The organism is Candidatus Rokuibacteriota bacterium (assembly GCA_030647435.1).
Classification (GTDB): domain Bacteria; phylum Methylomirabilota; class Methylomirabilia; order Rokubacteriales; family CSP1-6; genus AR37.
On the sequence record JAUSJX010000127.1, the window covers coordinates 1 to 25,153 of the forward strand.

The 25,153-nt window shown below is 69.7% G+C and carries 23 protein-coding genes; 16 read left to right on the top strand and 7 right to left on the bottom strand.

The window, feature by feature from the left end; all coding sequences use genetic code 11:
• Window positions 1-157: 157 nt before the first annotated feature.
• Together Q7W02_21900 and Q7W02_21905 are read right to left on the bottom strand one after the other, a co-directional pair.
• Window positions 158-772 carry a histidine phosphatase family protein gene (locus Q7W02_21900; GenBank protein MDO8478800.1) on the bottom strand — a complete coding sequence of 205 codons (615 nt, stop codon included), beginning with the start codon at window positions 770-772 and terminating at the stop codon, window positions 158-160.
• 18 nt (window positions 773-790) lie between these two features.
• Complete coding sequence (locus tag Q7W02_21905; GenBank protein MDO8478801.1) at window positions 791-1,987, bottom strand: CoA transferase; 1,197 nt, start codon at window positions 1,985-1,987, stop codon at window positions 791-793.
• Between the two features lie 143 nt (window positions 1,988-2,130).
• Here Q7W02_21905 and Q7W02_21910 point away from each other — a divergent pair, with 143 nt between their 5' ends.
• Window positions 2,131-4,218: an acetate--CoA ligase family protein gene (locus Q7W02_21910; GenBank protein MDO8478802.1), complete on the top strand. Its 2,088-nt coding sequence runs from the start codon at window positions 2,131-2,133 to the stop codon at window positions 4,216-4,218.
• A 9-nt stretch (window positions 4,219-4,227) separates the two neighbouring features.
• Here the strand turns inward: Q7W02_21910 and Q7W02_21915 are convergent, their stop codons facing one another.
• Window positions 4,228-5,337 carry an enolase C-terminal domain-like protein gene (locus tag Q7W02_21915; GenBank protein ID MDO8478803.1) on the bottom strand — a complete coding sequence of 370 codons (1,110 nt, stop codon included), beginning with the start codon at window positions 5,335-5,337 and terminating at the stop codon, window positions 4,228-4,230.
• Window positions 5,338-5,483: 146 nt separating this feature from the next.
• Here Q7W02_21915 and Q7W02_21920 point away from each other — a divergent pair, with 146 nt between their 5' ends.
• From Q7W02_21920 to Q7W02_21960, 9 genes are all read left to right on the top strand, one after another.
• On the top strand, window positions 5,484-6,665 hold the full coding sequence (locus Q7W02_21920) for an amino acid ABC transporter substrate-binding protein (protein MDO8478804.1): 1,182 nt from the start codon (window positions 5,484-5,486) through the stop codon (window positions 6,663-6,665).
• A 92-nt stretch (window positions 6,666-6,757) separates the two neighbouring features.
• A complete protein-coding gene (locus Q7W02_21925) occupies window positions 6,758-7,633 on the top strand; it encodes a branched-chain amino acid ABC transporter permease (protein ID MDO8478805.1) in 876 nt (291 codons plus the stop codon).
• Window positions 7,633-8,553 (top strand): branched-chain amino acid ABC transporter permease, encoded by a 921-nt coding sequence (locus tag Q7W02_21930; protein MDO8478806.1) that lies wholly within the window; start codon window positions 7,633-7,635, stop codon window positions 8,551-8,553. Before Q7W02_21925 ends, Q7W02_21930 begins: the two co-directional genes overlap by 1 nt.
• The gene (locus Q7W02_21935) at window positions 8,553-9,257 is read left to right on the top strand and encodes an ABC transporter ATP-binding protein (GenBank protein MDO8478807.1); all 705 of its coding nucleotides are present in this window, start codon (window positions 8,553-8,555) and stop codon (window positions 9,255-9,257) included. Before Q7W02_21930 ends, Q7W02_21935 begins: the two co-directional genes overlap by 1 nt.
• A complete protein-coding gene (locus Q7W02_21940) occupies window positions 9,247-10,713 on the top strand; it encodes a glycosyltransferase family 39 protein (protein ID MDO8478808.1) in 1,467 nt (488 codons plus the stop codon). The genes Q7W02_21935 and Q7W02_21940 overlap by 11 nt, the downstream gene beginning before the upstream one ends.
• Window positions 10,691-11,338 carry a class I SAM-dependent methyltransferase gene (locus Q7W02_21945; protein MDO8478809.1) on the top strand — a complete coding sequence of 216 codons (648 nt, stop codon included), beginning with the start codon at window positions 10,691-10,693 and terminating at the stop codon, window positions 11,336-11,338. The genes Q7W02_21940 and Q7W02_21945 overlap by 23 nt, the downstream gene beginning before the upstream one ends.
• Complete coding sequence (locus Q7W02_21950; protein ID MDO8478810.1) at window positions 11,335-12,051, top strand: ABC transporter ATP-binding protein; 717 nt, start codon at window positions 11,335-11,337, stop codon at window positions 12,049-12,051. Before Q7W02_21945 ends, Q7W02_21950 begins: the two co-directional genes overlap by 4 nt.
• Window positions 12,052-12,094: 43 nt before the next feature.
• On the top strand, window positions 12,095-13,201 hold the full coding sequence (locus Q7W02_21955; protein ID MDO8478811.1) for a c-type cytochrome: 1,107 nt from the start codon (window positions 12,095-12,097) through the stop codon (window positions 13,199-13,201).
• A 172-nt stretch (window positions 13,202-13,373) separates the two neighbouring features.
• Window positions 13,374-14,285: a PhzF family phenazine biosynthesis protein gene (locus Q7W02_21960; protein ID MDO8478812.1), complete on the top strand. Its 912-nt coding sequence runs from the start codon at window positions 13,374-13,376 to the stop codon at window positions 14,283-14,285.
• Here the strand turns inward: Q7W02_21960 and Q7W02_21965 are convergent.
• Window positions 14,282-15,634 (bottom strand): MmgE/PrpD family protein, encoded by a 1,353-nt coding sequence (locus tag Q7W02_21965; protein MDO8478813.1) that lies wholly within the window; start codon window positions 15,632-15,634, stop codon window positions 14,282-14,284. The two genes, Q7W02_21960 and Q7W02_21965, sit on opposite strands and share 4 nt — an antisense overlap.
• A gap of 57 nt (window positions 15,635-15,691) precedes the next feature.
• Here Q7W02_21965 and Q7W02_21970 point away from each other — a divergent pair, with 57 nt between their 5' ends.
• The 6 genes from Q7W02_21970 to Q7W02_21995 all read left to right on the top strand — a co-directional run bounded on the left by Q7W02_21970 (window position 15,692) and on the right by Q7W02_21995 (window position 22,413).
• A complete protein-coding gene (locus tag Q7W02_21970; protein MDO8478814.1) occupies window positions 15,692-17,023 on the top strand; it encodes a hypothetical protein in 1,332 nt (443 codons plus the stop codon).
• Window positions 17,024-17,055: 32 nt separating this feature from the next.
• Window positions 17,056-17,223 (top strand): hypothetical protein, encoded by a 168-nt coding sequence (locus Q7W02_21975; protein ID MDO8478815.1) that lies wholly within the window; start codon window positions 17,056-17,058, stop codon window positions 17,221-17,223.
• 202 nt (window positions 17,224-17,425) lie between these two features.
• A complete protein-coding gene (locus tag Q7W02_21980) occupies window positions 17,426-21,019 on the top strand; it encodes an adenylate/guanylate cyclase domain-containing protein (GenBank protein MDO8478816.1) in 3,594 nt (1,197 codons plus the stop codon).
• Window positions 21,020-21,076: 57 nt separating this feature from the next.
• Window positions 21,077-21,496, top strand: coding sequence for a PPOX class F420-dependent oxidoreductase (locus Q7W02_21985; protein MDO8478817.1), 420 nt, complete (start codon window positions 21,077-21,079; stop codon window positions 21,494-21,496).
• Between the two features lie 66 nt (window positions 21,497-21,562).
• Window positions 21,563-22,090 carry a methylated-DNA--[protein]-cysteine S-methyltransferase gene (locus tag Q7W02_21990; GenBank protein ID MDO8478818.1) on the top strand — a complete coding sequence of 176 codons (528 nt, stop codon included), beginning with the start codon at window positions 21,563-21,565 and terminating at the stop codon, window positions 22,088-22,090.
• Between the two features lie 125 nt (window positions 22,091-22,215).
• Complete coding sequence (locus tag Q7W02_21995; protein MDO8478819.1) at window positions 22,216-22,413, top strand: hypothetical protein; 198 nt, start codon at window positions 22,216-22,218, stop codon at window positions 22,411-22,413.
• A gap of 43 nt (window positions 22,414-22,456) precedes the next feature.
• Here the strand turns inward: Q7W02_21995 and Q7W02_22000 are convergent, their stop codons facing one another.
• From Q7W02_22000 to Q7W02_22010, 3 genes are read right to left on the bottom strand one after another with little or no spacing between them, the layout of a single operon-like run.
• Complete coding sequence (locus tag Q7W02_22000; protein MDO8478820.1) at window positions 22,457-22,963, bottom strand: hypothetical protein; 507 nt, start codon at window positions 22,961-22,963, stop codon at window positions 22,457-22,459.
• Between the two features lie 23 nt (window positions 22,964-22,986).
• Window positions 22,987-24,354 (bottom strand): ATP-binding protein, encoded by a 1,368-nt coding sequence (locus tag Q7W02_22005; protein MDO8478821.1) that lies wholly within the window; start codon window positions 24,352-24,354, stop codon window positions 22,987-22,989.
• 1 nt (window position 24,355) lies between these two features.
• On the bottom strand, window positions 24,356-25,054 hold the full coding sequence (locus Q7W02_22010) for a response regulator transcription factor (protein MDO8478822.1): 699 nt from the start codon (window positions 25,052-25,054) through the stop codon (window positions 24,356-24,358).
• Window positions 25,055-25,153: the final 99 nt, after the last annotated feature.

The window sequence follows — 25,153 nt, forward strand, 5'->3', positions numbered from 1 at the left end:
TCAGCGGCTGATGCGGACCATGGAATACAGCAGCCTTCATATCGTCCTCCTCTATCGGTCTAGTGGGATCCGGGCGGCGTGCAGGCACAGACACTGCGCCGCCTCGCCCGAGGTGTCAAGGCCCCCAAGGTTGTCGAGTCAGGCCTCGAGAAAGTCGTCAGACCGCGCCGGAATCGGAGAGCGTCCGCGTGGCGGGGTCGTCGAGATGGGCGATGCAGTTGAGCAACCGCACCCGCCACGGGGCCGGATGGTCGATGACGGTGAGCGCTGTATTCTCCCAGCGTGCCGGGACCTCCTGGCCCTCCGGCAGGATCAAGTGTCTCGCGGCCAGCGAGCGGCAGACGAGCCCGTGCGTCACGACCGCAAGATGCCCGCCGGCCGCGGCGGCCGTCTCCCGCACGAGCGCCCAGGCGCGATCGACGCGCTCGTGGAAGACCTCCCAGGTCTCGCCTCCGGGCGGCGCGTAGTCCGGCGCAAACATGTCGAGGCCGAGCTCCGCGTAGGGCGTGCCCCGGAGATCTCCAAAGTTGCGCTCCTGCAGCAGGGGGTCGTAGCTGATGGGCACGCCCGTGACCCGCTGAAGATGCTCGGCCGTCGTCACGGCGCGTGAGAAATCGCTCGAGAGGATGGCCGCGATGCCCTCAGACTCGAGGCGGCGCGCGAGGCGCTCCGCTTGAGCGACGCCGCGGGGAGAGAGCGGGTTGTCGGGCAGCTGAACGGTGCGCGAGGCGTTGCCGAGCGTCTCGCCGTGACGGATCAGGAAGATCGACATCCGCGAGCTGGAGGCGGCTTAGATGACGCGCTCGCGTCGAAGCGCCGCGATGTCGACCGAGGCGTACCCGAGGCCCGCGAGAATCTGATCAGTGTGCTGGCCGAGCTTCGGCGCCGTCGCGCGCACTCCGATTTCGCTCGCGGACATCCGCACGGGCGTGCGGATGTGGGGCACGCGTCCGAGCTCCGCGTCCTCGGCGTAGACCACGAGCTCGCGGTGCTGGACCTGCGGATCGGCAAAGAGCTCTGCGTAGGTGTACACGGGCCCGCCGGGCACGCCCGCATCGTCCAGCACCTTGCTCCAGTGCGCGGACGACGCTGTCGCCAGGACCGCCGCCAGTTCCACTTCGAGCGCGGCGCGGTTGCGCATGCGGTCGGCGCCGCGGCGGAAGCGCGGATCATCTATCCACTCCGGATGCCCGAGAGCCTTGGCGGCGCGTTCCCAGATGCCCTGGCCGGCCGCGCCGATCATCATGTAGCCGTCCTTGGTCTCGAAGCGCTGGTACGGCGCATTCTGACGGTGGCGCGAACCCTGGCGCGTGGGCTCCTTGTGATCGGCCAGCCAGCCCGCGCTCGTCCACGAGGAGAAACCGACGGCTGTCTCGAGGAGCGAGCACTCGACCTTCTGCCCCTGGCCCGTGCGCTGCCGCTCGTAGAGCGCCGCCAGGATGCCCTGCACGCCCCACATGCCCGTGCCGAGGTCACAGATGGGCAGGCCGACGGAAGTCGGCGGACCGTCAGGCTCTCCCGTGACGTGCATGATCCCGCCCATGCCCTGGGCGATCAGGTCGAAGCCGCCCCGCTCGCGGTAGGGGCCGTCGGAGCCGAAGCCGGACAGTTGTGCATAGACGAGGCGCGGGTTCTTCTGCCGCAGAACCTCGTAGCCCAGGCCCGCGCGGTCCATGACGGTGGGGCGATAGTTCTCCACGAGCACGTCCATGCCGATGACGAGCTTGAGGAAGATCTCGCGGCCGCCGGGCGCCTTGTAGTCGAGCGTCAGGCTTCTCTTGTTGCGGTTGATGTAGCGGAAGTAGGGATTGCGCTCGCTGCCGTCGCCCATGGCGCGAGAGGAGTCGCCCGTGCCGGGGCGTTCGACCTTGATCACGTCCGCGCCCATGTCGGCCAGGATCATGGTGCAGTAGGGCCCCGCCATGTGCTCCGTCAAGTCGAGGACCTGGAGACCTTCCAGCGGGCCCCGCGCGTTCTTCTCCGCCATGCCGCCTCCGTGAGAATCAGAGGCCCAAGGCTGCGGCCTCCAGACCACGGGAGATCATAGCACCCTGCGGGACGGAGAGGATCGGCGCGGGCACATCGAGGAGCCGGTTTGACCTCGCACACGCGCTCTGGCAGGATCGGCGCGTGACCCGCACTTCGCTCGCCTCGTTTCTCGACCCGCACAGCATCGCGGTGATCGGCGCCTCCCGGGATCCCTCCAAGATCGGGGGCAGCGTGCTCGCCAACCTGCGCTCGGCGGGCTTCGCCGGCCGCATCGTGCCGGTGAACGTCCTCGCGACGACGGTCCAGGGGCTCCCGGCCTTTCCCTCGCTCCACGCGGTCGACGGCCCGGTCGACCTCGCCGTGATCACCGTGCCCGCCCCCGCTGTTCTCTCCGCGCTCAACGACTGCGTGGCCAAGGGCGTGGGCGGCGCCGTCGTGATCTCCGCCGGCTTCCGGGAAAGCGGTGAGGACGGACGGAAGCGGGAGGCCGAGCTCCGCGAGTGGCTCCGCGACCAGCCCATCCGCGTCCTCGGCCCCAACTGCCTCGGGTGGATCAGGCCGTCGCGCCGTCTCAACGTCACGTTCGCCCCCGGCATGCCGGAGGCGGGAGGCATCGCGTTTGTCTCGCACTCCGGCGCGCTCGCCGTCGCCATTCTCGACTGGGCCCGCGAGCGCCGCATGGGCTTCTCGCTCTTCGCGAGCCTCGGCAATCAGGCCGACCTCACCGAGGCGGACCTGCTCGAGGCCGTCACCGCTGACGCGGAGACGCGGGTCATCGCCGCCTATATCGAGGGCGTGGCGGACGGGCGGCGGTTCTTCGAGGCGCTGTGCGCGGCGGCGGCGGTCAAGCCCGTCGTGCTGCTGAAGGCCGGGCGCTCCGCCGAGGGCGCCCGCGCCGTCTCCTCGCATACCGGCGCCCTCGCCGGCTCCGATCAGGCGTTCGACGCGGCGGTCAAGCAGGCGGGCGCGCTGCGCGCGGGCACCGTCGAGGAGCTCTTCGATCTCGCGCGCGGCTTGGTGAGCCAGCCCCTGCCGCGCGGCCGCCGGCTCCTCGTCGTGACCAATGGGGGAGGGCTCGGCATCGTCGCGACCGACGCGGCGCGGGAAGCGGGACTCGCGGTCGACCCGCTCGACGCGGCCGTGCGCGAGCGGCTCGCGGCCGTGCTGCCGCCGACAGCCAGCCTCGCCAATCCCGTCGATCTCGTCGGGGACGCCGATGCCGCGCGCTACAGCAATGCGCTCCACGCCATCGGCGGCGCCGGGGCCGACGCCGCGCTCGTGGTGCTCACGGCTCAGGCAGCGACGGACGCGCTCGGCGTGGCGCGGGCGGTGATCGGCGCCACGCGGGGCTGGCCCATCCCGGTCGCCGGCGCCTTCGTCGGCGGCGCGCGCGTCGCGCCGGGTGCGCGCGCGTTCGAGGAGGCGGGGATCCCGTGCTATCCGTTTCCGGAGCCGGCGGTCAGGACCCTCGCGGGGATGGCGAGGCTCTTTGAGCGGCGCGGGCGCCGGGCGGAGCCGGCGCGCTTTCCCGCCCGCGTCGAGGAGTCGAAAGCGGCGGTTGCGCGGCTGAGCGCCTCCGGTCGGTCCACGTTCGGCATGGCGGAGCTCGAGCCCGTGCTCGAGAGCTATGGCATCCCCTGCGCGGCGGCGCGGCCGGCGACCACGTCGGCAGAGGCGGCCTCCGTCGCCGAGCGCCTCGGCTTCCCGGTGGCGCTCAAGCTGCGCTCCCCCGACATCACGCACAAGACCGAGGTGGGTGGGGTCCGCCTCGGCCTCGGCTCAGCCGGCGAGGTCGCGGAGGCGGCGACGGCCATGCTCGCGAGCGTACGCGCGGCGCGGCCCGACGCGCGTCTCGAGGGCGTGCTGGTCCAGCGGATGGCTCCGCCGGGCAAGGAGCTGCTGCTGGGCATGATCAGGGATCCGCAGTTCGGTCCCCTGGTCGTGGTCGGCTTCGGCGGGATCTACGTCGAGGTGCTCAAGGACACGGCCGCGCGCCTCTGCCCGCTGGCCGCCCGCGACGCCCACGAGATGCTCGGCGAGCTCAGGATGGCGCCCCTGCTCAAGGGCGTCCGGGGGGAGCCGCCCGTCGACCTCGACGCGCTCGCCGAGACGATCTGCCGCTTCGCCCAGCTCGCCGCCGATACGGCCGACCTCGCGGAGATCGAGGTGAATCCGCTCGTGGCCGGTCCCAGCGGCGTGATGGCCGTGGACGCGCGAGCACGAATCTGACCCGCTCCCTCAGGTCAGGACGGCGATCTTCTTTCGCTCGATGAGGCCGAAGTCGATCGCCGCGCCGAGCCCCGGGCCATCGAAGGCGTGGACCAGCCCCCGCTTGTCGACCTCGATGTCCTGGGCGAGGCCGTACTTCTGGGCTCCGGCCGGCAGCAGCACCTCGAAGAACTCGCAGTTCCGGATGGCCATCATCACGTGGAGGTTCGCCACGTTGTTGAGCGAGTTGCCGCCGTGGTGGATCTCGAAGTTCATGTGGAAGGCCTCGGCGAGATGCGCCGCCTTCACGAGGGCGGTGATGCCGCCCTTCACGGCGACGTCGCCGCGCAGGTAGTCGGTCGCCTGGTGGACGAGCCACGGCGCGTACGCGGTGAGGCCGCCCGGTGAGTACTCGGTGGCCAGGATCGGGATCGCCAGGTGCTGCTTGAGCTTCACGTAGCTCAGGAGGTCGTCATCCGCGAGCGGGTCCTCGTACCAGTAAAAGCCCAGCTCCTCGATGACCTTCCCCACGCGGAGCGCCTCGGGATACTGGTACGCCCAGGTCGGATCGAGCATGACGGTGAAGCCGTCGCCCACAGCGCGCCGGACGGCGCGGCAGACCTCCGCGTCGACGACTGGATCAGTAGGCGGATGGATCTTGTAAGCCGTCCAGCCCTCGGCTTTGAACCGCGTCGCTTCCTCCGCGTACGCCTCCTTGGTCGGCAGGACGGCCGAGCTGGCGTAGGCCGGGACGCTGTCGCGGTACGAACCAAGCAGCCGGTGAATGGGCAGGCCTGTAATCTTTCCCGCGATGTCCCAGAGCGCCACATCCATAGCGCCAATCGCGCGAAGCGTCGTCTGGCGGTTCTTCTGCCACATCGCCTGGTAGAGGCGCTCGCGCGCGAGCGGATCCTGGCCGAGCACGACCGGCTTCAGGTACTGGATGAGCGACTGCCCGTCCAGGTGCGCGCCGCGCATGGCCGAGCCGAGGAAGGCGTGACCCTTGACGCCGTCGTCGGTCTCGATCGTCACGAGGCCGAGCTGGCTCGCGCCGCTGAACGTCCCGGTGTGCCGGCCGTACTGGGTCGCCGGAATGTCGTCCCAGCCAAAGAGCGTCAAGTGAGCGTCGGTGATTTTCATGACGAGGCGAGACTATCACACCGGCGTGCCGGAGCGACTGTGACTCCCCGGCCTGGGACCTTGACAGGTCGGGGCAAGTTTGCTAGAAACAAACACCATTTCGAGTTGACCCTGGTCCGTTCCCGGACCATTTGAGGAGGACTTCGATGACCACACTGCTGTGGAGACTCGTGGGCGCCCTAGCAGTGGTGGCGCTGTTCGGCGCCGCCGAGGCCCAGGCGCAGGCCCCGATCAAGATCGGTGCGTCGCTATCGCTCACCGGGACCTACGCCGCGCTGGGGCAGAACCAGCACCGCGGCTACCAGCTCTGCGCCAAGGACGTCAACGAGAAGGGCGGCGTGCTCGGGCGCAAGATCGAGTTCGTGCTCTACGACGACCAGTCCCTGCCCGCCACCGGCGTGCGCCTCTACGAGAAGCTGATCACTCAGGACAAGGTGGACGCGATCATGGGCCCCTACTCCTCGGCCATCACGGAGGCCGTGGCCAACGTCAACGACCGCTACAAGATGCCCATGGTGGCCCCCATGGCCTCCACCACCTCCATCTTCAGGAAGGGGCGGAAGTACATCTTCATGGTCCAGTCCCCGGCGGAGGTGTACCTCGAGGGGCTGATCGAGGTGGCGGCCAAGCGGGGCCTCAAGACCGTGGCCATCATCAACGAGGATACGCTCTTCCCGAAGGCCACGGTGCAGGGGACCATCGAGCTGGCCAAGAAGAAAGGGCTCCAGGTCGTCTTCGTCGAGGCCTACCCCAAGGGCAACACGGACTTCTCCGCGCTCCTCACCAAGATGAAGGCGGCCAACCCAGACGTCCTGGGCGCGGCGACCTACTTCGACGACGCGCTGGCAATCACCCGCCAGATGAAGGAGCTCAACGTCAACCCGAAGATGTACGGGGTGACCGTGGGCGGTGACCTGCCGAAGTTCTACGAACAGCTCGGGCGCAACGCCGAGTACGTCTACGGCGCCAGCCAGTGGGAGCCGGAGCTGCCGTACCCCGGTTCCCAGCAGTTCGCCGAGGCGTACAAGAAGGAGTTCCCGGGGTCCGACCTCTCCTACCATTCCGCCGGCGGCTACGCCGGATGCCAGATCCTGGTCGAGGGCATCAGGCGCGCCGGGTCGCTCGACAGCGAGAAGATCCGCGAAGCGATCCTCAAGATGGACTTCAACACGGTCTACGGCGGCTTCAAGGTGGACCAGGACGGCTTCCAGGTCTCCCACAAGATGGTCATGTTCCAGTGGCACGACGGCAAGAAGGTCATCGTGTGGCCGGACGAGCTGGCCGGCGGGAAGATCCGCTTCCCCACGCCGCCGTGGAACCAACGCTGACCAGATGACCGTCTGATTCGCCACAGGCAGGGCGCCCGCCGGGGCTCCGGCGGGCGCCGGCTCGCCAGGGCCCTCTCGACTCGCGAGGCTCCATGACCGTCGTCATCACCCCGACCATGATCGGCCAGGTGGTCATCTCGGGCCTCCTGGCCGGATCGCTCTACGCGATGGTGGCCCTGGGCCTCGGGCTCGTCTTCGGCGTCATGCGGGTGCTCAACGTGGCCCACGGGCCGCTGCTCATGCTGGGCGCCTACACGACGTTTGGGCTCTTCCAGTGGCTCGGCCTGAACCCGTATCTCTCGCTCCTGGTGTCCATGCCGGCGCTGTTCGTCGTGGGCGTCGTCCTCCAGCGTCTGCTGGTGCGACGGGTGGTGGACGCGCCGGAACTGTCCTCGCTGCTGCTCACGTTCGGCGTGTCCATCGCCATCGTCAACCTGGCTCAGCTCGGCTTCACCTCCGATGTGCGGTCGGTGGAATATCTCACCGGGTCCTTCGTCCTGGGGCCGTTCGCTTTCTCCAAGTCTCGCGTGATCGCCTGCGCCTTCGCGCTCGTGATCACCGCCGGCGCGTTCTGGTTCCTGCGGCAGACCCGCCTCGGCAAGGCCATCCGCGCGGTCTCCCAGAGCCGCGAGGTGGCCCAGGTCTGTGGGATCAACGTCCAGCGGATCCACATGATTACCTTCGGCCTCGCCTCGGCGCTGGCGGCCGCCGGTGGGACCCTGATCGCCGTGATGGTCGCCATCCAACCCGAGATGGGGCAGGTCTACACCTTCAAGTCGTTCCTGGTGATCGTGCTGGGCGGCGCCGGCAACTATCCCGGCGCTCTGCTGGGCGGTCTGCTCCTCGGCCTCATCGAGCAGCTCTCCTCGTTGTTCATCACCACCCAGGTCAACGAGGCCGTCGCCTACATCCTGCTGGTCCTGGTGCTGCTGGTGAGACCGACGGGCCTGCTCAAGGGGCGCTCGTGATGACGCGCTGGCTGCTGGCCGGTTTCCTGGTGCTGCTCGTCCTCCTGGCGCTTTACCCGATGCAGGGGACGGGTTACGGCATCCGCACCATGCTCCAGCTCTTCATGTGGATCGCGCTGGCTCAGTCCTGGAACCTGATCTCGGGGCTCACCGGTTACGTTTCGTTCGGGCACGTGGCCTTTTTCGGCATGGGCGCCTATACGGCCGGCATCCTGATCGGCAAGCTCGGGTGGCCGTGGCTGTTGGCGTGTCTGGCCGGCGGTGTCATGGCCATGGTGCTGGCGCTGGTGATCGGCTGGCCGTGCCTCAGGCTCAAGGGGCCGTACTTCGCCATCGCCATGCTGGGGCTCAACGAGGTCTTGCGCGTGATCGTGTCCTATTACGAGGGCCTCACCGGCGGCGGCAGCGGCCTCTCCCTGCCCACGCTCCACGCGAGCGTGCCGATCTACTATGCCATGGGGCTGGTGGCGCTGCTGGTCACCGCGCTTACCTACGTGATCATCACTTCCCGCTTCGGCCTGCGCCTCATGACCATCCGGGAGGACGAGGTGGCGGCCGAGGCGATGGGAATCGACACCTTCCGCTACAAGCTCTACGCGTTCCTTCTCTCGGCCGTGGCGCCGGGGATCGTGGGCGGGCTGGCGGCCCGGGACCAGGGCTACATCGAGCCCACCAGCGTGTTCCCCCTCATCACGACGATCACCATGATCGTGATGGCGCTCTTCGGCGGCAAGGGAACCATCTGGGGCCCCGTGCTGGGCGCCGTCCTGCTGTTCACGTTTCAGGAGCTGGTCTGGGCCAGGTTCATCTACCTCCACCAGCTCCTCTTCGGCGCCATCATCGTCGGCGTTGTCCTGCTCATGCCACGCGGCATTCTGGGCGTGCTCCAGCAGAAGTACAACCTCCCGAGGACCATCTGATGGAGCCCATCCTGATGGTGGACCGCGTGGTCAAGCGCTTTGGCGGCGTGACCGCCGTCAACAAGGTATCCCTGTCGCTCGAAGCGGGTCGTATCTACGGCCTGATCGGCCCGAACGGCTCGGGCAAGACCACGCTCTTCAACTGCATCACGGGCGTCGATCAGGCCGACGAGGGGCAGATTCGCTTCAAGGGCCAGCGCATCGACGGGCTCAAGCCCCACCAGATTTTCCACCGGGGTATCGGCCGGACCTTCCAGGTTATCCGGGTCTTCCCGGAGCTGACGGCGCTCGAGAACCTGGTCGTGGTGACCATGGGCGACTATGCGCAGGCGCGCGCCCGAGCCGAGGAGCTGCTCCGCTTCGTCAAGCTCGAGCGGCTTGCCAACGAGTACGCGGGCAACCTCTCCTACGGCCAGCAGAAGCTGGTCGAGTTCGTCCGCGTGCTCATGACGGACCCCGAGCTGGTCCTGCTCGACGAGCCGGCTGCCGGCGTGAACCGCACCCTCCTCAAAGAGCTGCTCGATGCGGTGCGGACGCTGCGGGACCGCGGCAAGACCGTGCTGCTGGTCGAACACGACATGAAGGTCGTCATGGGGCTCTGCGAGACGGTCTTCGTCCTCGACCACGGCGAGAAGCTGACCGAGGGCCCTCCCGGCGTCATCCAGTCTGACGAGCGAGTGATTGAAGCTTATTTTGGCCGCTAGCGCCGCGCTCGCGCTCTATCTCGGCTGGGGCTCCTGGGGGTGGCCGCTGATCCACGACGCCCCGCTCATGCACTACATCGCCTGGCTGGTGGCCCAGGGTGCCGTCCCCTACCGCGACGTCTTCGACATGAACGTGCCCGGCGTCTACCTGCTGCACCTGGGCGTGATCACGCTGCTGGGTGAGGGCGATCGCGCCTGGCGGCTCTTCGACTTTGCGTGGCTCGCCCTCACGGCGGCGGCGCTCTTCGGCTTCTCGCGACGCATGGGCGATGCGTGGAGCGGGCTCGGCGCGGCGCTCCTCTTCATCCTCTATCACCTCTCCGGCGGGGCCTGGCGGGCGGGGCAGCGCGATTTTCTGCTCACGCTCTTCCTCGTCCTGGCCGCGTGGGGAGCGGCGCGCGCCTGGGAATCGGGCGGCGCGCGGGCGCCCCTTCTCTGGGGAGGGCTTGCCGCCGGCGCGGGGGTCATGGTCAAGCCCCAGGCCGCGCTCTTCTGGATCGCGTGCGCCGGCGTCGCGGCGCTCGGCGCCGTGGGCTCGGGCGCGATGCGCGCGCTCGGGCATTGGTGCGCGGCGGGGCTCGCCGTGCCCGTCCTCGTGATGGGCTGGCTCGCGTGGCACGGCGGGGCAGGGCCCTTTGTGTCCATCGTCACGGGTTACGTCCTGCCGCTCTACAGTCGCGTCGGGCGCGTCTCGGTGTGGGAAGGGCTCCGCTGGCACGTTTACGGCTGGCAGATATGGAGTTGTCTCATCGCGCTCGGCCTTCTGGGTTTCGCGCGCCGCCCTTCGCCGGCGTACGGCATCCGCCGCTGGCTCGCCCTGCTGGGCGCCGTCTACGGCTTCGTGCATTTCGCCGCTCAGGGCAAGGGGTGGGAGTACCACAGCTATCCCTTCGCGGTCTTCGTCTGCGCTCTCGCGTCGCTTCCGCTCGCCGCGCGGGTGACGCAGGCCCAGCCCTCACGCTGGGATGCCGCGCCCGCGCTCTCCCGCGCGCTCACGTGCGCCCTCCTCGTGGTTGCCGTGGCGCTCCTGGGCGCCAAGGGCGCGGCCGCGGCCGACGCGCCGTGGATCGCCGACAAGGCCCGCCGCGTCTCGGCTCTCGCGCGCGACCTGGAGCGTCTGGCGGGCGCGGGCCCGGTGCAGGTGATGGACGTAAGCGAGGGCGGGGTGCACGCCCTCCTGCGCCTGCACCTCCGCCAGCCGACACGCTTCCTCTACGACCTCCACTTCTTCCACGACGAAGGCGACGCCCGCATCCAGGCGCTTCGCGACGAGGTCGCGCGCGACCTCGAGCGCGGCAGGCCCACGGCCGTCGTCGTCTTCAAGGACACGTGGCGCCGTCCCGGCTACGAGCGGCTCGACGGATTCCCAGCCGTGGCGGGGCTCCTCGCGCGGGACTACAAGCTCGCCGTCGAGGGTGACGGCTACAGGATCTATGCGCAGCGAGCCAGTCCTTAACGTCATTCGCGCCTACGAGGACAAGATCGTCCGCGGCTACTGCTGGGGGCGCTTCTGGATCCTCCGCCAGCGCTTCCTCGACGAGATCGGCCAGTACCTGCCCGAGCGCGGGCGGGTGCTCGATCTCGGCTGCGGCTTCGGCCTCTTCTCCCTCTACTACGCGAGCGTCCATCCGGGGCTGCGCCTCGAGGGGCTCGACCGCAATCCGCGCCGCATCGCCATGGCGCGGGCCGCGGCGGGCAAGCTCGGCCTCTCGAATGTCCGCTACGAGGTCGGCGACGTCATGGACTTCCGCGGCGGTGAGAGCTTCGACGCGGCCTACATGCTCGACATTGTCCACCACATCCCGGAGGAGGCGGTGCGCCCGCTGCTCGAGCAGGTCGCCAAGATCCTGCCGCCGGGCGGCCGGCTCCTCATCAAGGACGTGGATCGCCGGCCCTTCTACAAGCGCTGGTTCACGCATGCCCTCGACAAGGTCATGGACCCGGGCACCGCCGTTCGCTATTGGGACGCCGAAGAGCTGGGGCGCCTGCTCCAGGACGTCGGATTCACGGTCCACCGCCACCTGATGGTGGACATCCTGCCGTACCCGCACATCCTGTATGTCTGCGAGCGGCGGCCGTGACGCCGACGCTCCTGCGCGCCGAGGGGCTGACCGCGGGCTACGGCAAGATGCCCATCCTCCACGACGTCACCCTCGAGGTGCGCGTGGGCGAGATGGTCAGCGTAATCGGCCCCAACGGCGCGGGCAAGTCCACCGCCTTCAAGACGATGGTGGGCTTCGTGCACGCGACGAGCGGGCGCGTCGTGTTCGACGGCCAGGACATCACGGGTCTCCGCCCCGACCAGGTGCTGCCGCGCGGGCTCGCCTATGTCCCGCAGGGGCGTATCGTCTTCCCGCAGATGACCGTCCTCGAGAACCTCGAGATGGGCGCCTACATCGAGCGGGACGGCGCCAGGATCCGGGAGAGCCTCGAGCGCGTCTACGGTCTCTTCCCGGTCCTGAGCCAGCGGCAGGGGCAGAAGGCCGGCACGCTCTCGGGCGGCGAGCAGCAGATGGTCGCCATCGGCCGGGCGCTCATGACTCATCCCAAGCTCATCCTCCTGGACGAGCCGTCGCTGGGGCTGTCGCCCAAGTTCGTCTCGCTGATCTTCGACACGCTCGCCGAGATGAAGCGCGCCGGCTACACCCTGATGGTGGTGGAGCAGAACGCGGCCAAGGCCCTGGCCGTCGCGGACCGCGCGTATGTCCTCGAACTGGGACGCAACCGCTTCGAGGGCACGGGGGCGGCCCTGCTGGCCGACCCCGAGGTCAAACGCCTTTACCTTGGCGGCTGATTTCTGTATCGTGTAGCGGGTTCAAAGGGGGAGAGAGACTCGAATGGATCGGTTTTTGCGGCCCAGCGGGGTCGCCTACTTCGTCGTCGCGGTCGTCTTCATCGGAGTGTTGGCCGGTCTCCCGAGCTGGGCAGCCAAGAATTCCGCCAAGGCGGCCCCAAAGGCGACCCAGGGCGCTGTAGCCGCGGTCCCGGCGGCGCCCAAGGCGCCCGCCGTCGATCACGCGGCCGGCGGGTATTCGGCTACCGCGCACCAGGAGATCCTCGATCGGGGCAAGCACATGTTTGTGCAGTACTGCGCCTCCTGTCACGGGGACGCGGGCAAGGGTGACGGGCCCGGCGGCGCCAACCTGGCGGTCAAGCCCCAGGACCTCAGCGTGGGCGCGGTCATGAACCCGCTGCCCGATGCGTTCCTCCACCGGGTCATCGCCGAGGGGCCGCAGTCCGTCGGGCTCTCCGCGCTGATGCCGCCCTTCAAGCCCCAGCTTGGCGACCGGCAGATCAATGAGATCATCGCGTATGTCCGGACGCTGGCGCAGCCCGCCTACGATCCCGCCAAGGTCCTGCCCGTCACGGCCACGCGCGAGGGGCCGGTGCAGCCCATCTTCTTCAGCCACGTCATCCACACGGGCTCATACCAGATCGCCTGCCAGTACTGCCACGCGGGTGCGCGCCGCAGCAGCGACGCCGGGGTGCCCTCGGTGGAGAAGTGCATGGGTTGTCACAAGATCGTGGCCGCGCAGGGCAACGAGCAGGTCCAGAAGCTCCACGGCTATTGGAACAAGCAGCAGCCGATCCCGTGGGTGCGGGTCTTCAGGATCCCGGAGTACGCGCAGTTCCCGCACAAGAATCACATCCAGGCGGGGCTCGTCTGCCAGACCTGCCACGGCCGCATCGAGGCGATGGAGCAGGTGCACGCCACGACGGGCCAGAACACCATCAACGACCTGATGAACCTGGCGGCCATGCCCGTGCCGGGGCCCAAGCTGACCATGGGCTGGTGCGTCGAGTGCCACCGCGCCGTGAACGAGAAGGGCGTGCAGGCGGTGCAGCCGACGCCCGATGCGTGGGGCGCGGCGCCGCGGCCGGCGACGGCCGACGACACGAAGAAGCGCAACGCGCCGCTCGAGTGTGTCGCCTGCCACCACTGATCTAACGTCGAAGGCCTCCCCCTCATTCTCTCAGCCCTCGCCTCGCCGCTCGAGGCGAGTGTCTCAGCTCGAACTTCGGCCCTCTCCCCCTCGCGGGGGAGAGGGTTTCTGTTTGTCCCCCCTCTCCCCTCAGGGGAGAGGGTAGGGTGAGGGGTGGTGTACGATAGCCGCCGTGCCCGCGCGCTCCTACCGCTTCGTGCAGGTGGATGTGTTCACCGACCGCGCTTTCACCGGCAACCCGCTCGCGGTCTTTTTCGACGGGCGCGGCCTTGACGACGCCGTGATGCAGCAGATCGCGCGCGAGATGAACCTCTCCGAGACGGTCTTTCTCTTCCCGCCCTCGCGTCCCGACTGCGCCGCCGCGCTCCGGATCTTCACGCCTGCGCGCGAGGTGCCCTTCGCGGGTCATCCCAGCGTCGGCACGGCGTGGGTGCTGGCCGCGCATGGAATGGCGCCCCCGGGCGCGGCGCGCTTCGTCCTCGAGGAGAAGATCGGCCCGGTACCCGTGGAGGTCGAGGGCAATCCCGCGCGGCCGGATTTCATCTGGATGAAGCACCCGGGCGCGACCTTCGACCCCGCGCTCGAGAACCGCGACGCGGTGGCGCGGGCTCTCGGCCTCGCGGAGGCCGATCTTCTTCCCGGCGCGCCCATCCAGCCAGGCTCCACGGGCAACAAGTTCTTGTTCGTCCCGCTGCGCGACAAGGCGGCGGTGGACCTCGCCGTCCTCGCCGTCCGCGCCCTCCTCGAGGCCATGGGCCACCTGCCGCACCTGGGCATCTTCGTGTTCGCCCCGGATCCCGATCCCGCCGCCGGCCGGGTCTACTCGCGCATGTTCGCGCCCCACACCTCGGGTGTCCCCGAGGACCCGGCGACGGGCTCGGCGAGCGGCCCGCTCGGCGCCTATCTCGTGCTGAACGGCCTCGTGAGGAAGAGCGCGGAGGTCCGAATCGTGAGCGAGCAGGGAACGAAGATGGGACGGCAGAGCTTTCTCCACATCCGCCTGGCGATGCAGGGCGAGACGATCACGGGGATCCGTGTCGGGGGCGGCGTCGTGCCGGTGCTGGAAGGGGAGCTTCGGATCTAGCTGAGGATCGCGGTCAGGCTGCGGAGGTCGGGGCAGCCGTCGAGACCTTCGACCATCTCGCGTACCGACTCGACGCGGTCCTCGGACAGAACGATACGCGCGCAGTCCCTGAACTTCTCCCTCAGCTGATCCATCGAGAGCGGCAGGTCCGGGTGTCCCGGCACGGCCCTGGGCGCGATGGCCAACTCCCGCCCGTCACGCAGGCGCACTGTCATGCGCGTCCACATGTGGCGCTCCAGGTCCCCCGGGATCGTTGGGTCTACGACCACGCGCACGCGCTTCATCAGCCCCGTGATGGCCGGATCGTCCGTCTTGCCGTCGCGGAACGTCGCGATGCCGACCCACCCCTCGCAGAGCGCCGCGGCCGCCGTGAACTCGCCCGAGAACTTGGCCTCGAGGCCGCTCCGCGGGTTGGAGTGGATGAGGATGCGCGGGACGGCGGCGTTGACGCCCACCGTGACCCGCTCCACCTGCTCGGGAGTGATGCCGTGGGTGCGGCGCAGCTCCAGCGCGCTGTCGATGATGGAGTGCGTGCAGGCGCAGGAGGGATACGGCTTGACAGCCACGCCCGTCTTGAGGATCTTCCACGGCGCGCCGAGTGTTTCGAGCGCGCCCTCGTCGCGCTTGCCCGCGCCCAGCACCGCGAAGTAGCCCTGCGGCCCTTCGAGCGCCTGCTCCGAAGCGGAGAATCCCTCGCGCGCGAGCAAGGCCGAGAGCACGCCGCTTCTTGCCGCGTGCCCCGCGTGAAATGGCTTGGTCATGGTGCCGAAGTTTTCCTTGAGCCCCGAGGCCTGGCTGGCCGCGACGGCCAGGGCTGCGCGCGTCTGCGACGCGTCGAGACCGAGGAGACGCGCCGCCGCCGCCGCCGCGCCCATCGTGCCGAGCGTGCCGGTGGCGTGGAAGCCCTTTTCGTAGTGCGGTGGATTCATCACCTCGGCCAGCGTGGTTTCGACCTCGAAGCCCAGCAGGAAGGCGTGGACGAGAGCCCGGCCGTCGGCCAGCGCCAGCTCGCCCGCCGCCAGCGCCGCCGAGAGCACGGGCGCCGACGGGTGGCCCATCATGGCGAAGTTGGTGTCGTCGAAGTCGAGCGCGTGCGCCGCCGTGCCGTTGGCGAGCGCGGCCCACACGGCGCCGGTGCGGAGTGACGTGCCGACCACCGTGGCGAGAGGCGCGCCGCCCTCTGACCGGGCGATCTCCGTCACGATGCGGGCCGCCGGCTCGACCGAGCCCGCGAGCATGACCCCCAGGCAATCGAGGATGGCCCGGCGGGCCGCGTCCACGGCCTCGGCGGGGCAGTCCTCCCAGCGGCTCTTGGCGACGAACTCGGCGACCGTCGAGGTGGCGCGCATGGGCCGAGCCTATCACAGGTCTGCTATCATCGCCCGGTGACCATGAGGCCGGTGACTTTGGTGCTGCGGTTTGCGCTGCTCGCCGCGCTGGTGCTCGCGCCCGCTCACGCGCACGCGCAGATCTTCATCGCCTCGCGCCCCGATCCGCCCTTCGCCATCGGCCCGCTGAGCATTCGCGCAACGGTCACGCCCTCGCTGACCCCGGTTGACCTGGAGGTGCGCTGGGCCCTCGACATCCCGGCGGGCAAGAGCCGCGCGGGGATCGAGCAGGACATCTTCCTCCTCTGGCCCGGCGAGGTCACGAACCCGCATGGCCGCGCGGCGGGGGACAAGGCGCTGGCGCAGTTCGTCGAGAAGCGAGGTTTTACAGTCGTCGGCGACGGCCGCCTGCCGCTCTACGCCCAGAACATCTACGCCGAGGGGGTCGAGGCCGCGCCCAAGCCCGTCGGCGAGGCGATCTACGTCACGTTCGTCCAGGACAGCCACGCGCTGGGCCTGAGCCCGGCGGCAACGTGGATCCGCATCCCCTGGACACCGCAGATGGCCAACGTCACCTACATGATGAGCCTGCTCATGCGCGTGGGCGGCGTCATCAAGCCGCGCCAGCTCCCCTGGTACGAGAGCGTCTTCACCGGCGAGCGCCACCAGTTCTCGCTGTCGTTCAACGAGGTGCGCGACCGGCCGATCTTCCCCATGTACGCGGAGCACCGCAACCGCGCGGTCCGCCTGGCCGAGGCGCCCGCCGAGCTGGTGGTGCACTTCACGCACGCGGAGCAACTGCGGATCGAGCAGGTGTATCCGCCGACGAGCATCCGCCGGCTCAGCGAGACGCTCGAGAGCACGGAAGTGGTCTCGCTCTTCATGGGCGCCGCCGAGGGCATCGTGCCCCAGCACATGACCGTGCAGTTCGGGTACTTCTCGCGCCTCCAGGGGCTGATGATCGTGCTGATCCCGCTCCTGCTGCTGGCCGCGGGCCCCGCGCTCGGTCCTGCCATCGGGCGCGCGCTGCCCGGTCTGCTGGCGCGGGTGCGGGCGCGGCTGCATCTGGGCGCGTCGGAGGCGAGTCTGCGGGCGCGCGGGGTGGTGCTCGGGCCCGAGACGCTCGACCGCATCGTGCCGGGCAAGACCTCGCGCGAGGATGTCTTGCGGCTGTGCGGGAGGGAGGTCGAGGAGGAGGAGCGGCGCGACCAGCCCGATCGACGCGTTCTCATCTACCGCGGCTGGCGCGCCGTGCCCGAGACGCGCCGACGCATGAAATGGATCGCCACCGTCGAGGCGTGGGAGATCTTCGCGCAAGAGGCGCGCATCGAGATCGAGCGCGACGTCGTCAGGGACGTCCGGGTGCTCATCCGGCGGAGCCGCGGCCCCAATCCCGAGCCGCCAGCGTAGAGCCCGACAATAAGGACACAAAGCAGAAGAAGATGTTCTTCTTCCAGGTGGGATTCGACGCTGTGACGGAGCCGGAGCTGAAGGAGAGCCTGAACGCCATCCCGACGACCTTCCGCCTGCGTGCACCGCCTCGGCGGGTTCCTCAGCATACCGGGGAGCAGTCCAGTGGTCGGGGGAAATACATGGTGCGGCTTCTTTAGTCCCGGCGAACAGCAAAAGCAGAAAGAACTCCGGCAGACCCGCTGATCGCGCTCGGAGTGTGCCCGCCGGTTGAGGCGCTGGGTCTCAAGGACGGTTCACAAACGACCCACCGCGGCTTGACCTCGCCCCGCGCGAGGACTACACTCCCGGAACGTTCCGTGTGGGAGATGTGCCTATTGAGCCCGAGCGGGAGGCTGTGACGTGACGTGTCCGCGCTGCCAGGCCACGAGCCGCGAGGGCGCCCGGTTCTGCGAGCAGTGCGGCGCCCGCCAGGCGCGGGCGTGTCCGTCCTGCGGCGCCGAGGTGGCGGCCGAGGCGCGCTTCTGCGGCGGCTGCGGCGCGGCGCTGACGGCGGGCGCTCCCGCGACGGGCCGCTTCGCCGACCCTCAGACGTACACCCCCAAGCATCTCGCCGACAAGATCCTCACCACGCGCGCCCAGCTCGAGGGCGAGCGCAAGCTCGTCACCGTGCTCTTTGCCGACGTCAAGGGCTCGATGGAGCTCCTCGCCGACCGCGATCCCGAAGAGGCGCGCAAGATCCTCGACCCCGTCCTCGAACGGATGATGGAGGCGATCCACCGCTACGAAGGCACCGTCAACCAGGTCATGGGCGACGGGATCATGGCGCTCTTCGGCGCGCCGGTCGCCCACGAGGACCACGCGGTGCGGGCCTGCCACGCCGCGCTCCGCATGCAGGAGACGGTCGGCTGGTACGCGGACGAGCTGCGCCGGAGCCAGGGCATCGACGTCCAGATCCGCGTCGGGCTCAACTCGGGCGAGGTCGTGGTCCGCGCCATCGACAGCGACCTGCACATGGACTACTCCGCGATCGGCCAGACGACGCATCTCGCCGCGCGCATGGAGCAGCTGGCGCGGCCGGGCACGGCGCTGATGACCAAGGACACGCTGCGGCTGGCCGAGGGGTACATCGAAGTCCGGCCGTTGGGCCCGGTGCCGGTGCGGGGACTTGCCGAGTCGGTGGAGATTTTCGAGATCGTCCGCGCCGGGGCTGTCCGCTCGCGGCTGCAGGCGGCGGCCGCGCGCGGGCTCACCCCCTTCGTCGGGCGCGACGGCGAGCTGGGGCGCCTGCGCGAGACGCTCGAGAAGGCGCGGGCGGGGCAGGGGCAGATCGTGGCCGTGTCGGGCGAGCCCGGCGTGGGCAAGTCCCGCCTCTTCTGGGAGTTCACGCACTCGCACCGGACGCACGGCTGGCTCATCCTCGAGAGCTCGCCGGTGTCCTACGGGCGGATGACCTCGTACCTGCCGGTCAGCGATCTCCTCAAGACGTACTTCGGCATCGAGGATCACGACGACAAGCGGCGTATTCAAGAGAAGGTCACCGGCAAGATCTTGACGCTCGACGACAGCCTGCGGGGCACCATTCCCGTGTTCCTGGGGCTCCTCGACGTGACCACGGATGAGGCCGAACAGAACACCGACCCGCGCGAGCGCCGGCGTCGGACCCTCGACGCGCTCAAGCGCCTGCTGCTGCGCGAGAGCCAGGTGCAGCCGCTCCTCGTGATCTTCGAGAATCTCCACTGGTTGGACGGGGAGACGCAGGCGTTCCTCGACAGCCTGGTCGAGAGCCTGCCGGCGGCGCGCCTGCTGCTGATGGTGAACTACCGGCCGGAGTACACGCACGGCTGGGGCAGCAAGAGCTACTACACGCAGTTCCGCATCGACCCGCTCGAGCCCGAGAGCGCGGACGAGCTCCTCCAGGCGATCCTGGGCAACGATGCGGCCCTCGCCCCGCTCAAAAAGCTTCTAGTGTCGCAAACCGAGGGCAATCCCTTCTTCCTCGAGGAGTGCGTCCAGTCCCTGGTCGAGACCGGCGCGCTCGCGGGCGATCGCGGCCAGTACCGCATGGCGAAGTCCGTCGAGACGTTGCAGATGCCGCCGACCGTCCAGGCGGTGCTGGCCTCGCGCATCGACAGGCTCGAGCCCGAGGACAAGCGCCTGCTGCAGGCCGCTTCCGTCATCGGCAAGGACGTGCCCTTCGCGCTCCTCGACGCCATCGCCGATCTCCCAGAGGAGGCGCTGCGCGCGGGGCTCCTGCGGCTGCAGTCGGCCGAGTTCATCTACGAGACGACGCTCTTCCCGGCGCTGGAGTACACCTTCAAGCACGCGCTCACCCACGACGTCGCCTACGGCAGCCTGGTCACGGGCCGGCGGAAGGTGCTGCACGCGCGGCTGGTGGACGCGCTCGAGCACCTCTACGCCGACCGCTTGGGCGAGCAGGTCGAGCGCCTGGCGCACCACGCGGTGCGCGGGGACGCGTGGGAGAAGGCGATCGGCTATCTCCGCCAGGCTGGAGCCAAGGCGACCTCGCGCGCCGGCAACCAGGAGGCCGTCGCGTTCCTCGAGCAGGCGCTCCAGGCGCTCACCCACCTGCCGGAGGGGCGCGCCAAGCTCGAGCAGACGATCGACATCCGGCTCGAGCTGCGGCCGCCGCTGCTCCAGCTCGGACGGCTGCGCGAGGTGCTCCAGCTCTCGAAGGAAGCCGAGCAGCTCGGCACCGAGCTGGGCGACGAGTCGCGCCTGGGGCGCGTGTACAGCTACCTCGTCAACTATCACTACCTGAACGGCGAGCCCGACCTCGCCATCGGCTACGGCGAGCGCTGCCTGCGTATCGCTGACGCGACCCAGGATCTCGCGCTGCAAGCCCTCGCCCGAGGCTACCTCGGCCTCTCGTGCCACGCGCAGGGGCAGTACCGGCGCGCCGAGCTCATCCTCCGGCAGAACGTGGACGCGCTCGCGCAGGCGCGCGGGACCGCCGCCGACCAGTCGGCCATCTCCTACGTCACGTCGAGCGGGTGGCTGGCCTTCACGCTGGCGGAGCTCGGCGACTTCCACGGCGCGGACGCCTGCGTGGACCAGGCGCTGCGCGTGGCGGACGGGGCCGGCCACGTGTACGGCCAGACCATTGCGCGTACCCTGGCCGGGCTGGTGTGGCTGCGACGCGGCCACCTCGAGCGGGCGCTCGGGCTCTTGCAGCCGAGCCTCGAGGCCTGCCGCGAGAAGCACCTCGACGTCTGGCGGCCCATCCCGGCCTCGCTGCTCGGGCTCGGGCTGGCGCTCTCCGGCAGGCTCGCCGAAGCGATGCCGCTGCTCGAGGATGGCGTGCACCTGAGCGAAGTCCTCGGTGTCAACGCGTACCTCGCGCTGTGGACGCTCCACTGGGCCGAGGGGCTCATGGCGGCGGGCGAGGGCGAGCGGGCCCGCGAGATGGCGCGGCACGCGCTCGATCTCGCCGTCGCGCACAAGGAGCGCGGGCACCAGGCCTGGGCGTGGCGCCTGCTCGGCGACCTGGCATCCCGCGGTGGAGCGCCGGCGCTCGCCGAGGCCGAGCAGCACTACCGGGAGTCGCTCGGCATCGCCGAGGAATTGCGCATGCAGCCCGTCGTCGCTCACGCCAAGATGGGCCTCGGGCGGGTCATGCGGCTCGCCGGCGACCGCGCGCGGGCCGAGGAGTATCTGGTGACGGCCTTCATGTTGTTCCGGGGCATGGACGTTCCATACTGGGTCAAGAAATGCGGAGAGGAGATGGTGCAGCTCGGAGAGATCTTCGTCGTCGCGCGATACAATCCGCAGCTCTATGATTACCTCCAGCGCGAGTTCAGCCACGAGGAGCGGATCCGCATCATCATGGACCGCCGGGTGGGCGAGCGCCGCCAGCGCGCGGTCCCCGCGTCGGGCGAGCGCCGGCAGAGCGACCGCCGCCGGCACGAGGACGTGGACGCGAACCTGCGCGAACGCGGTTTCGTGATCCTGCACAGCGGCAACGGCGCCTCGTGATCGTCTTCTACCCCGCCCGGTGACGACGGCCGACCTCGCCCACGAAGGGGAGGACGCATGGGCATTCCGCTGTCTGACGACGTCAAGGCCCTGATCCGGGGCGCCAACTTCGCCCACCTGTCGACGCTGATGCCGGATGGCTCCCCCCAGGCGGCGCCCGTCTGGGTGGACCTTGAGGGCGACCGCATCCTCATCGCCACCGGCGAAGGCTCGCTCAAGGCCAAGAACACGCGGCGGGATGGGCGCGTGGCGCTCTCCGTGGTCGCCTACGCCAACCCTTACGTCGAGACGCAGCTCCGCGGCCGAGTGGCCGAGCGCTGGAAGGACGCCGACTTCAAGATCATGGACCGCATCTCGCGCAAGTACACCGGCAAGGAGTTCCCGATGCGGCAGAATCCGGAGCAGCGCGTGGTGCTGGTGATCGAGGTCGAGCGCGCGCGGTTCGCCAAGCTGCCCTTCGCGCACACGCCGGCCTGACATGCGCGCGTTCATGATCATCCGCATCCGGCGGCCGGCCCCGTGATCCCGGGCGGTCCTCTGCCGGTGACCGGGGGCGAAGCCTCGACGGCCATCGAGCTCAGGACCGACACGATCGACTCCGAGCTCGGCCCCATCGTCGTCGTCACGGACGCCCGGGCGCTCTGCGCGCTCGACTTCGGTGACTGCGAGGAGCGCATGAAGGAGCTCCTCACGCGCCGCTTCGAGGACCTCGTGCTCCGGCACGAAGCGAATCCGCTCGGCGTGAGCGAGAAAGTCCGCGCCTACCTCGCGGGCGACCTCCACTCGTTCGACGGCATCGCGGTGGACCCGGGCGGCACGGAGTTCCAGCAGACGGTCTGGTCGGCGCTCAGGAAGATTCCGGTCGGGACCACGCGCACCTACGGTCAGCTCGCCGCCTCGATCGGACGTCCCACCGCCTCGCGCGCGGTCGGGCTCGCCAACTCTCTCAACCCCGTGGCCATCGTCATCCCGTGTCACCGCGTGATCGGGAGCAACGCGTCCCTCACGGGCTACGCGGGCGGGCTTCCGCGCAAACAGTGGCTCCTGCGCCACGAAGGCGCGCTCCTCTGACCTGGTACGCTCGCTGGGGCCGCCGTCCATTGGCCGCAACCGCGGTCCTTTGTCTCGTCCTCGCGTGGCCGGCGGTTCGAGTCTGGCAGGCCCGGTCACAGGTCACCGACCTGTGCGCCGGGGCGGTGGCCGGCGCGTCGGCGGCCGAGCAGGAGGCGAAAGCGAGGGCCAGCGGGCTCAACGTCATGTCGTGGCAGGACCCGAAGCCGGGCCGGCCCGCCATCATCTCCGCGTCCGGGGGGTTCTTCTTCTTCCGATGGGTCTGTGTCGTGGAGCACGCGGGCGGGAAGGTAGTCGCCACGCGCACGTTCATTCTCGACTGACGGCCCGGGACTGACGGCCTGGGACTGACGGCCTGAAGCTGCTCTAGTCCGCCCGCGAGCGCGCAATCCGCTCGCGAATCTCCTCGATCGGCATGCCGCCGGCCGGCGCCTGCTTCAGTTCACGTTCGGTGTCGTCCGAAGCCCGCGCCGGAGGCGGCGTCAACGTCGGCAGGACCGGCAGCCATCCTCCGGGGCATTCGGGCACGTACGGGTAGTAACCCTGCGCGCTCCGGCAGTAGGCCCAGTACTGCGGTTGAGGCTGACTGTAGGCCGGATACGGGACATAGACCGGGGTCGGGTAGCTATAGACGTACGTCGAAGGGGCGGCGGCCACGGGGGACTGGACGACGAGCCCGGAGCCGAAGAAGAAGGGATGCCGCCCAAAGAACGGCGCCCGGACAAAGGACGGGGGCCGAGTCGGGAGCGGAGGCCTCCTGACCCCGTGTCCGCTGATGCCGCCCCGCGGGTCTGGCATCCTGGACTGAGCCTGGGCGGCGCCCGCGAGAAGCAGCACCAGGACCGTCGACAGCGCCGCAGCTGATGTCTTCATAGCCGTCCTCCTCTGCCCTTCCCCTATCGTACTCTTGCCGGCGCGGTTCTGAGCGTCAGCGTCACCCGGCAGCCACGCTCGGTCCCGTTGATCGTCTCGGCGGGGCCGATGGTGATGGCGCCGTCGTGGACTTGGGCTACGCGGCTGGCCAGCGTGAGGCCGAGGCCGAAGCCGCCCGATGCCTCGCCCGGTGTGCGCGCCTTGTCGAGCCGGTAGAAGGGCGCCAAGACCCGCTCGCGCTCCGCCGGCGCTATGCCGTCACCCTGGTCCGTGACCGACAGCGCCACGTGATCTCCGTCCCGCTCGACCTGGAGCGTGATGGGCGGGGCGCCGTACTTGGCCGCGTTGTCCACGAGGTTCCAGAGCGCGCGCCGGAGCAGCGCGCGATCGGCCGTGAGCTCGATCGCCGGACCCGCGGCGACCCGCACGGAGCCGGCGGCCAGCCGGGGATCGCCGGCGGCGCGCTCCGCGACGTCCATGAGGACCTCGCGCGCGTCCATCATCCCGAGGCGAGGCGGCACCCCCGTCGCCTCGAGCCGCGTGGTGGTGAGCACGTCTTCGATCAGCCGCTCGAGCTCGTCCAAATCCGCTTCCACGTCCTTGAGCCGCGCGTCGGCACCGCCGTCGTGCGGCAGGAGCTCGAGCGCGACGCGGATCCGCGTCAGCGGCGAGCGGAGCTCATGCGAGACGTTGGCCATGAGCTCCTTCTGCCCCGCGATCAGCCGCTCGATACGCTCGGCCATGTCGTTGAAGGCCCGCGTCAGCTCGGAGAGCTCGTCCTCGCCATTCCGCGTGCCGATCGGCACGCGGGCGGCGAGGTCGCCCGCGCCCAGCCGGCGCACCGCCTCGGTCAACCGCTCGACGGGGCGCGAGATGCGGCGGGCGAGGAGCGCGGACGCGATGGCGACGAGGACGAGGACAAGGCTCAGGATCAAGGCGGGGCGGGTGAAGGCGGCCCAGAGGGGGCGCTGCTGCGCCGCGCTCACGACCGTGCCGATGACAGCGCCCGTTCCCGGCTCGCGCACCGGACCGACGGTCGACCAGGCTGGGGTCGGGTGGACGATGCGCCGCCCGGTTCGGGCCTGGCCGAGCTCCTCGGCGGTGAAGGCGGGCGGCTCGGCGCCGGCGGCGGCGAGGACTCGCCCCTCGAGGTCGCGTACCACCAGGTCGATCTCGAGCTCGTCGTGGAGCAGCTTCACGCGGCGCGCGAGCTCCGGCGGGTCGCGGAAGACCTCGCCCACGATCCTGCCCGCGTGGCGCGACGTCCGCCAGGCCGACTCCTGGACGAAGGCGCTGCGGGCGGTGAAGGCGAAGACCAGGCTCGCCGCGACCGCGACCACCAGCAGCACGCCCAGGAAGTGGAGGTAGATTCGCGCGAAAAGCCGGCGCATCTCAGTCTGCCTCGCGCGCGAGCATGTAGCCGACGCCGCGGACGGTCTTGAGGTAGCGCGGCTCCTTGGGATCGGTCTCGAGCTTGGCGCGGAGCTTGGCGATGTGGACGTCGATCGAGCGGTCGAAGGCTTCGGCCTGGCCTTTGAGCGCCTCGAGGATCTGCTCGCGCGAGAGCACGCGGCCGGCCGCCCGCGCGAGCGTGGCGAGGAGCTCGAACTCGTGGTGGGTGAGGACGCGCCGCTTGCCGTTCACCGTCACCTCTCGCGCGGCGAAGTCGAGCTCGAGCCGTCCCACCCGCAGCCGCGGCGGCGTCGCGGCGGGACGGGTGCGCCGCAGCACGGCGCGGATCCGCGCCAGGAGCTCGCGGGGGTTGAAGGGTTTGGCGAGGTAGTCGTCGGCGCCGACTTCGAGCCCAACCACCTTGTCCACGTCCTCGCCCTTGGCGGTCAGCATGATGACGGGCAGGGAGGCCCACTCGGCCGTCGCGCGGATCTTGCGGCAGACCTCGAGGCCGTCCATGCCGGGCAGCATCAGGTCGAGCAGGACGAGGTCGGGGCGGCTCTTGTGGAGCGCGATCAGGCCGCGCGGCCCGTCACCTGCGATCGTGACGTCGATCTCGTGCTTGCCGAGATATTCCGCCACCAGGGCGCCCAGGCGGGCGTCGTCGTCGATGAGGAGCGCGGCCGTGCGGTACGCCATGCTGCTACCCTATCACTCCCGCGCGTCAGGACCGTGTGTGCCGCGTGTAAAGAAGTGTGAAGGCATCCGGCTCCTTGCGCGGCGCGGGACGCCCGGTTA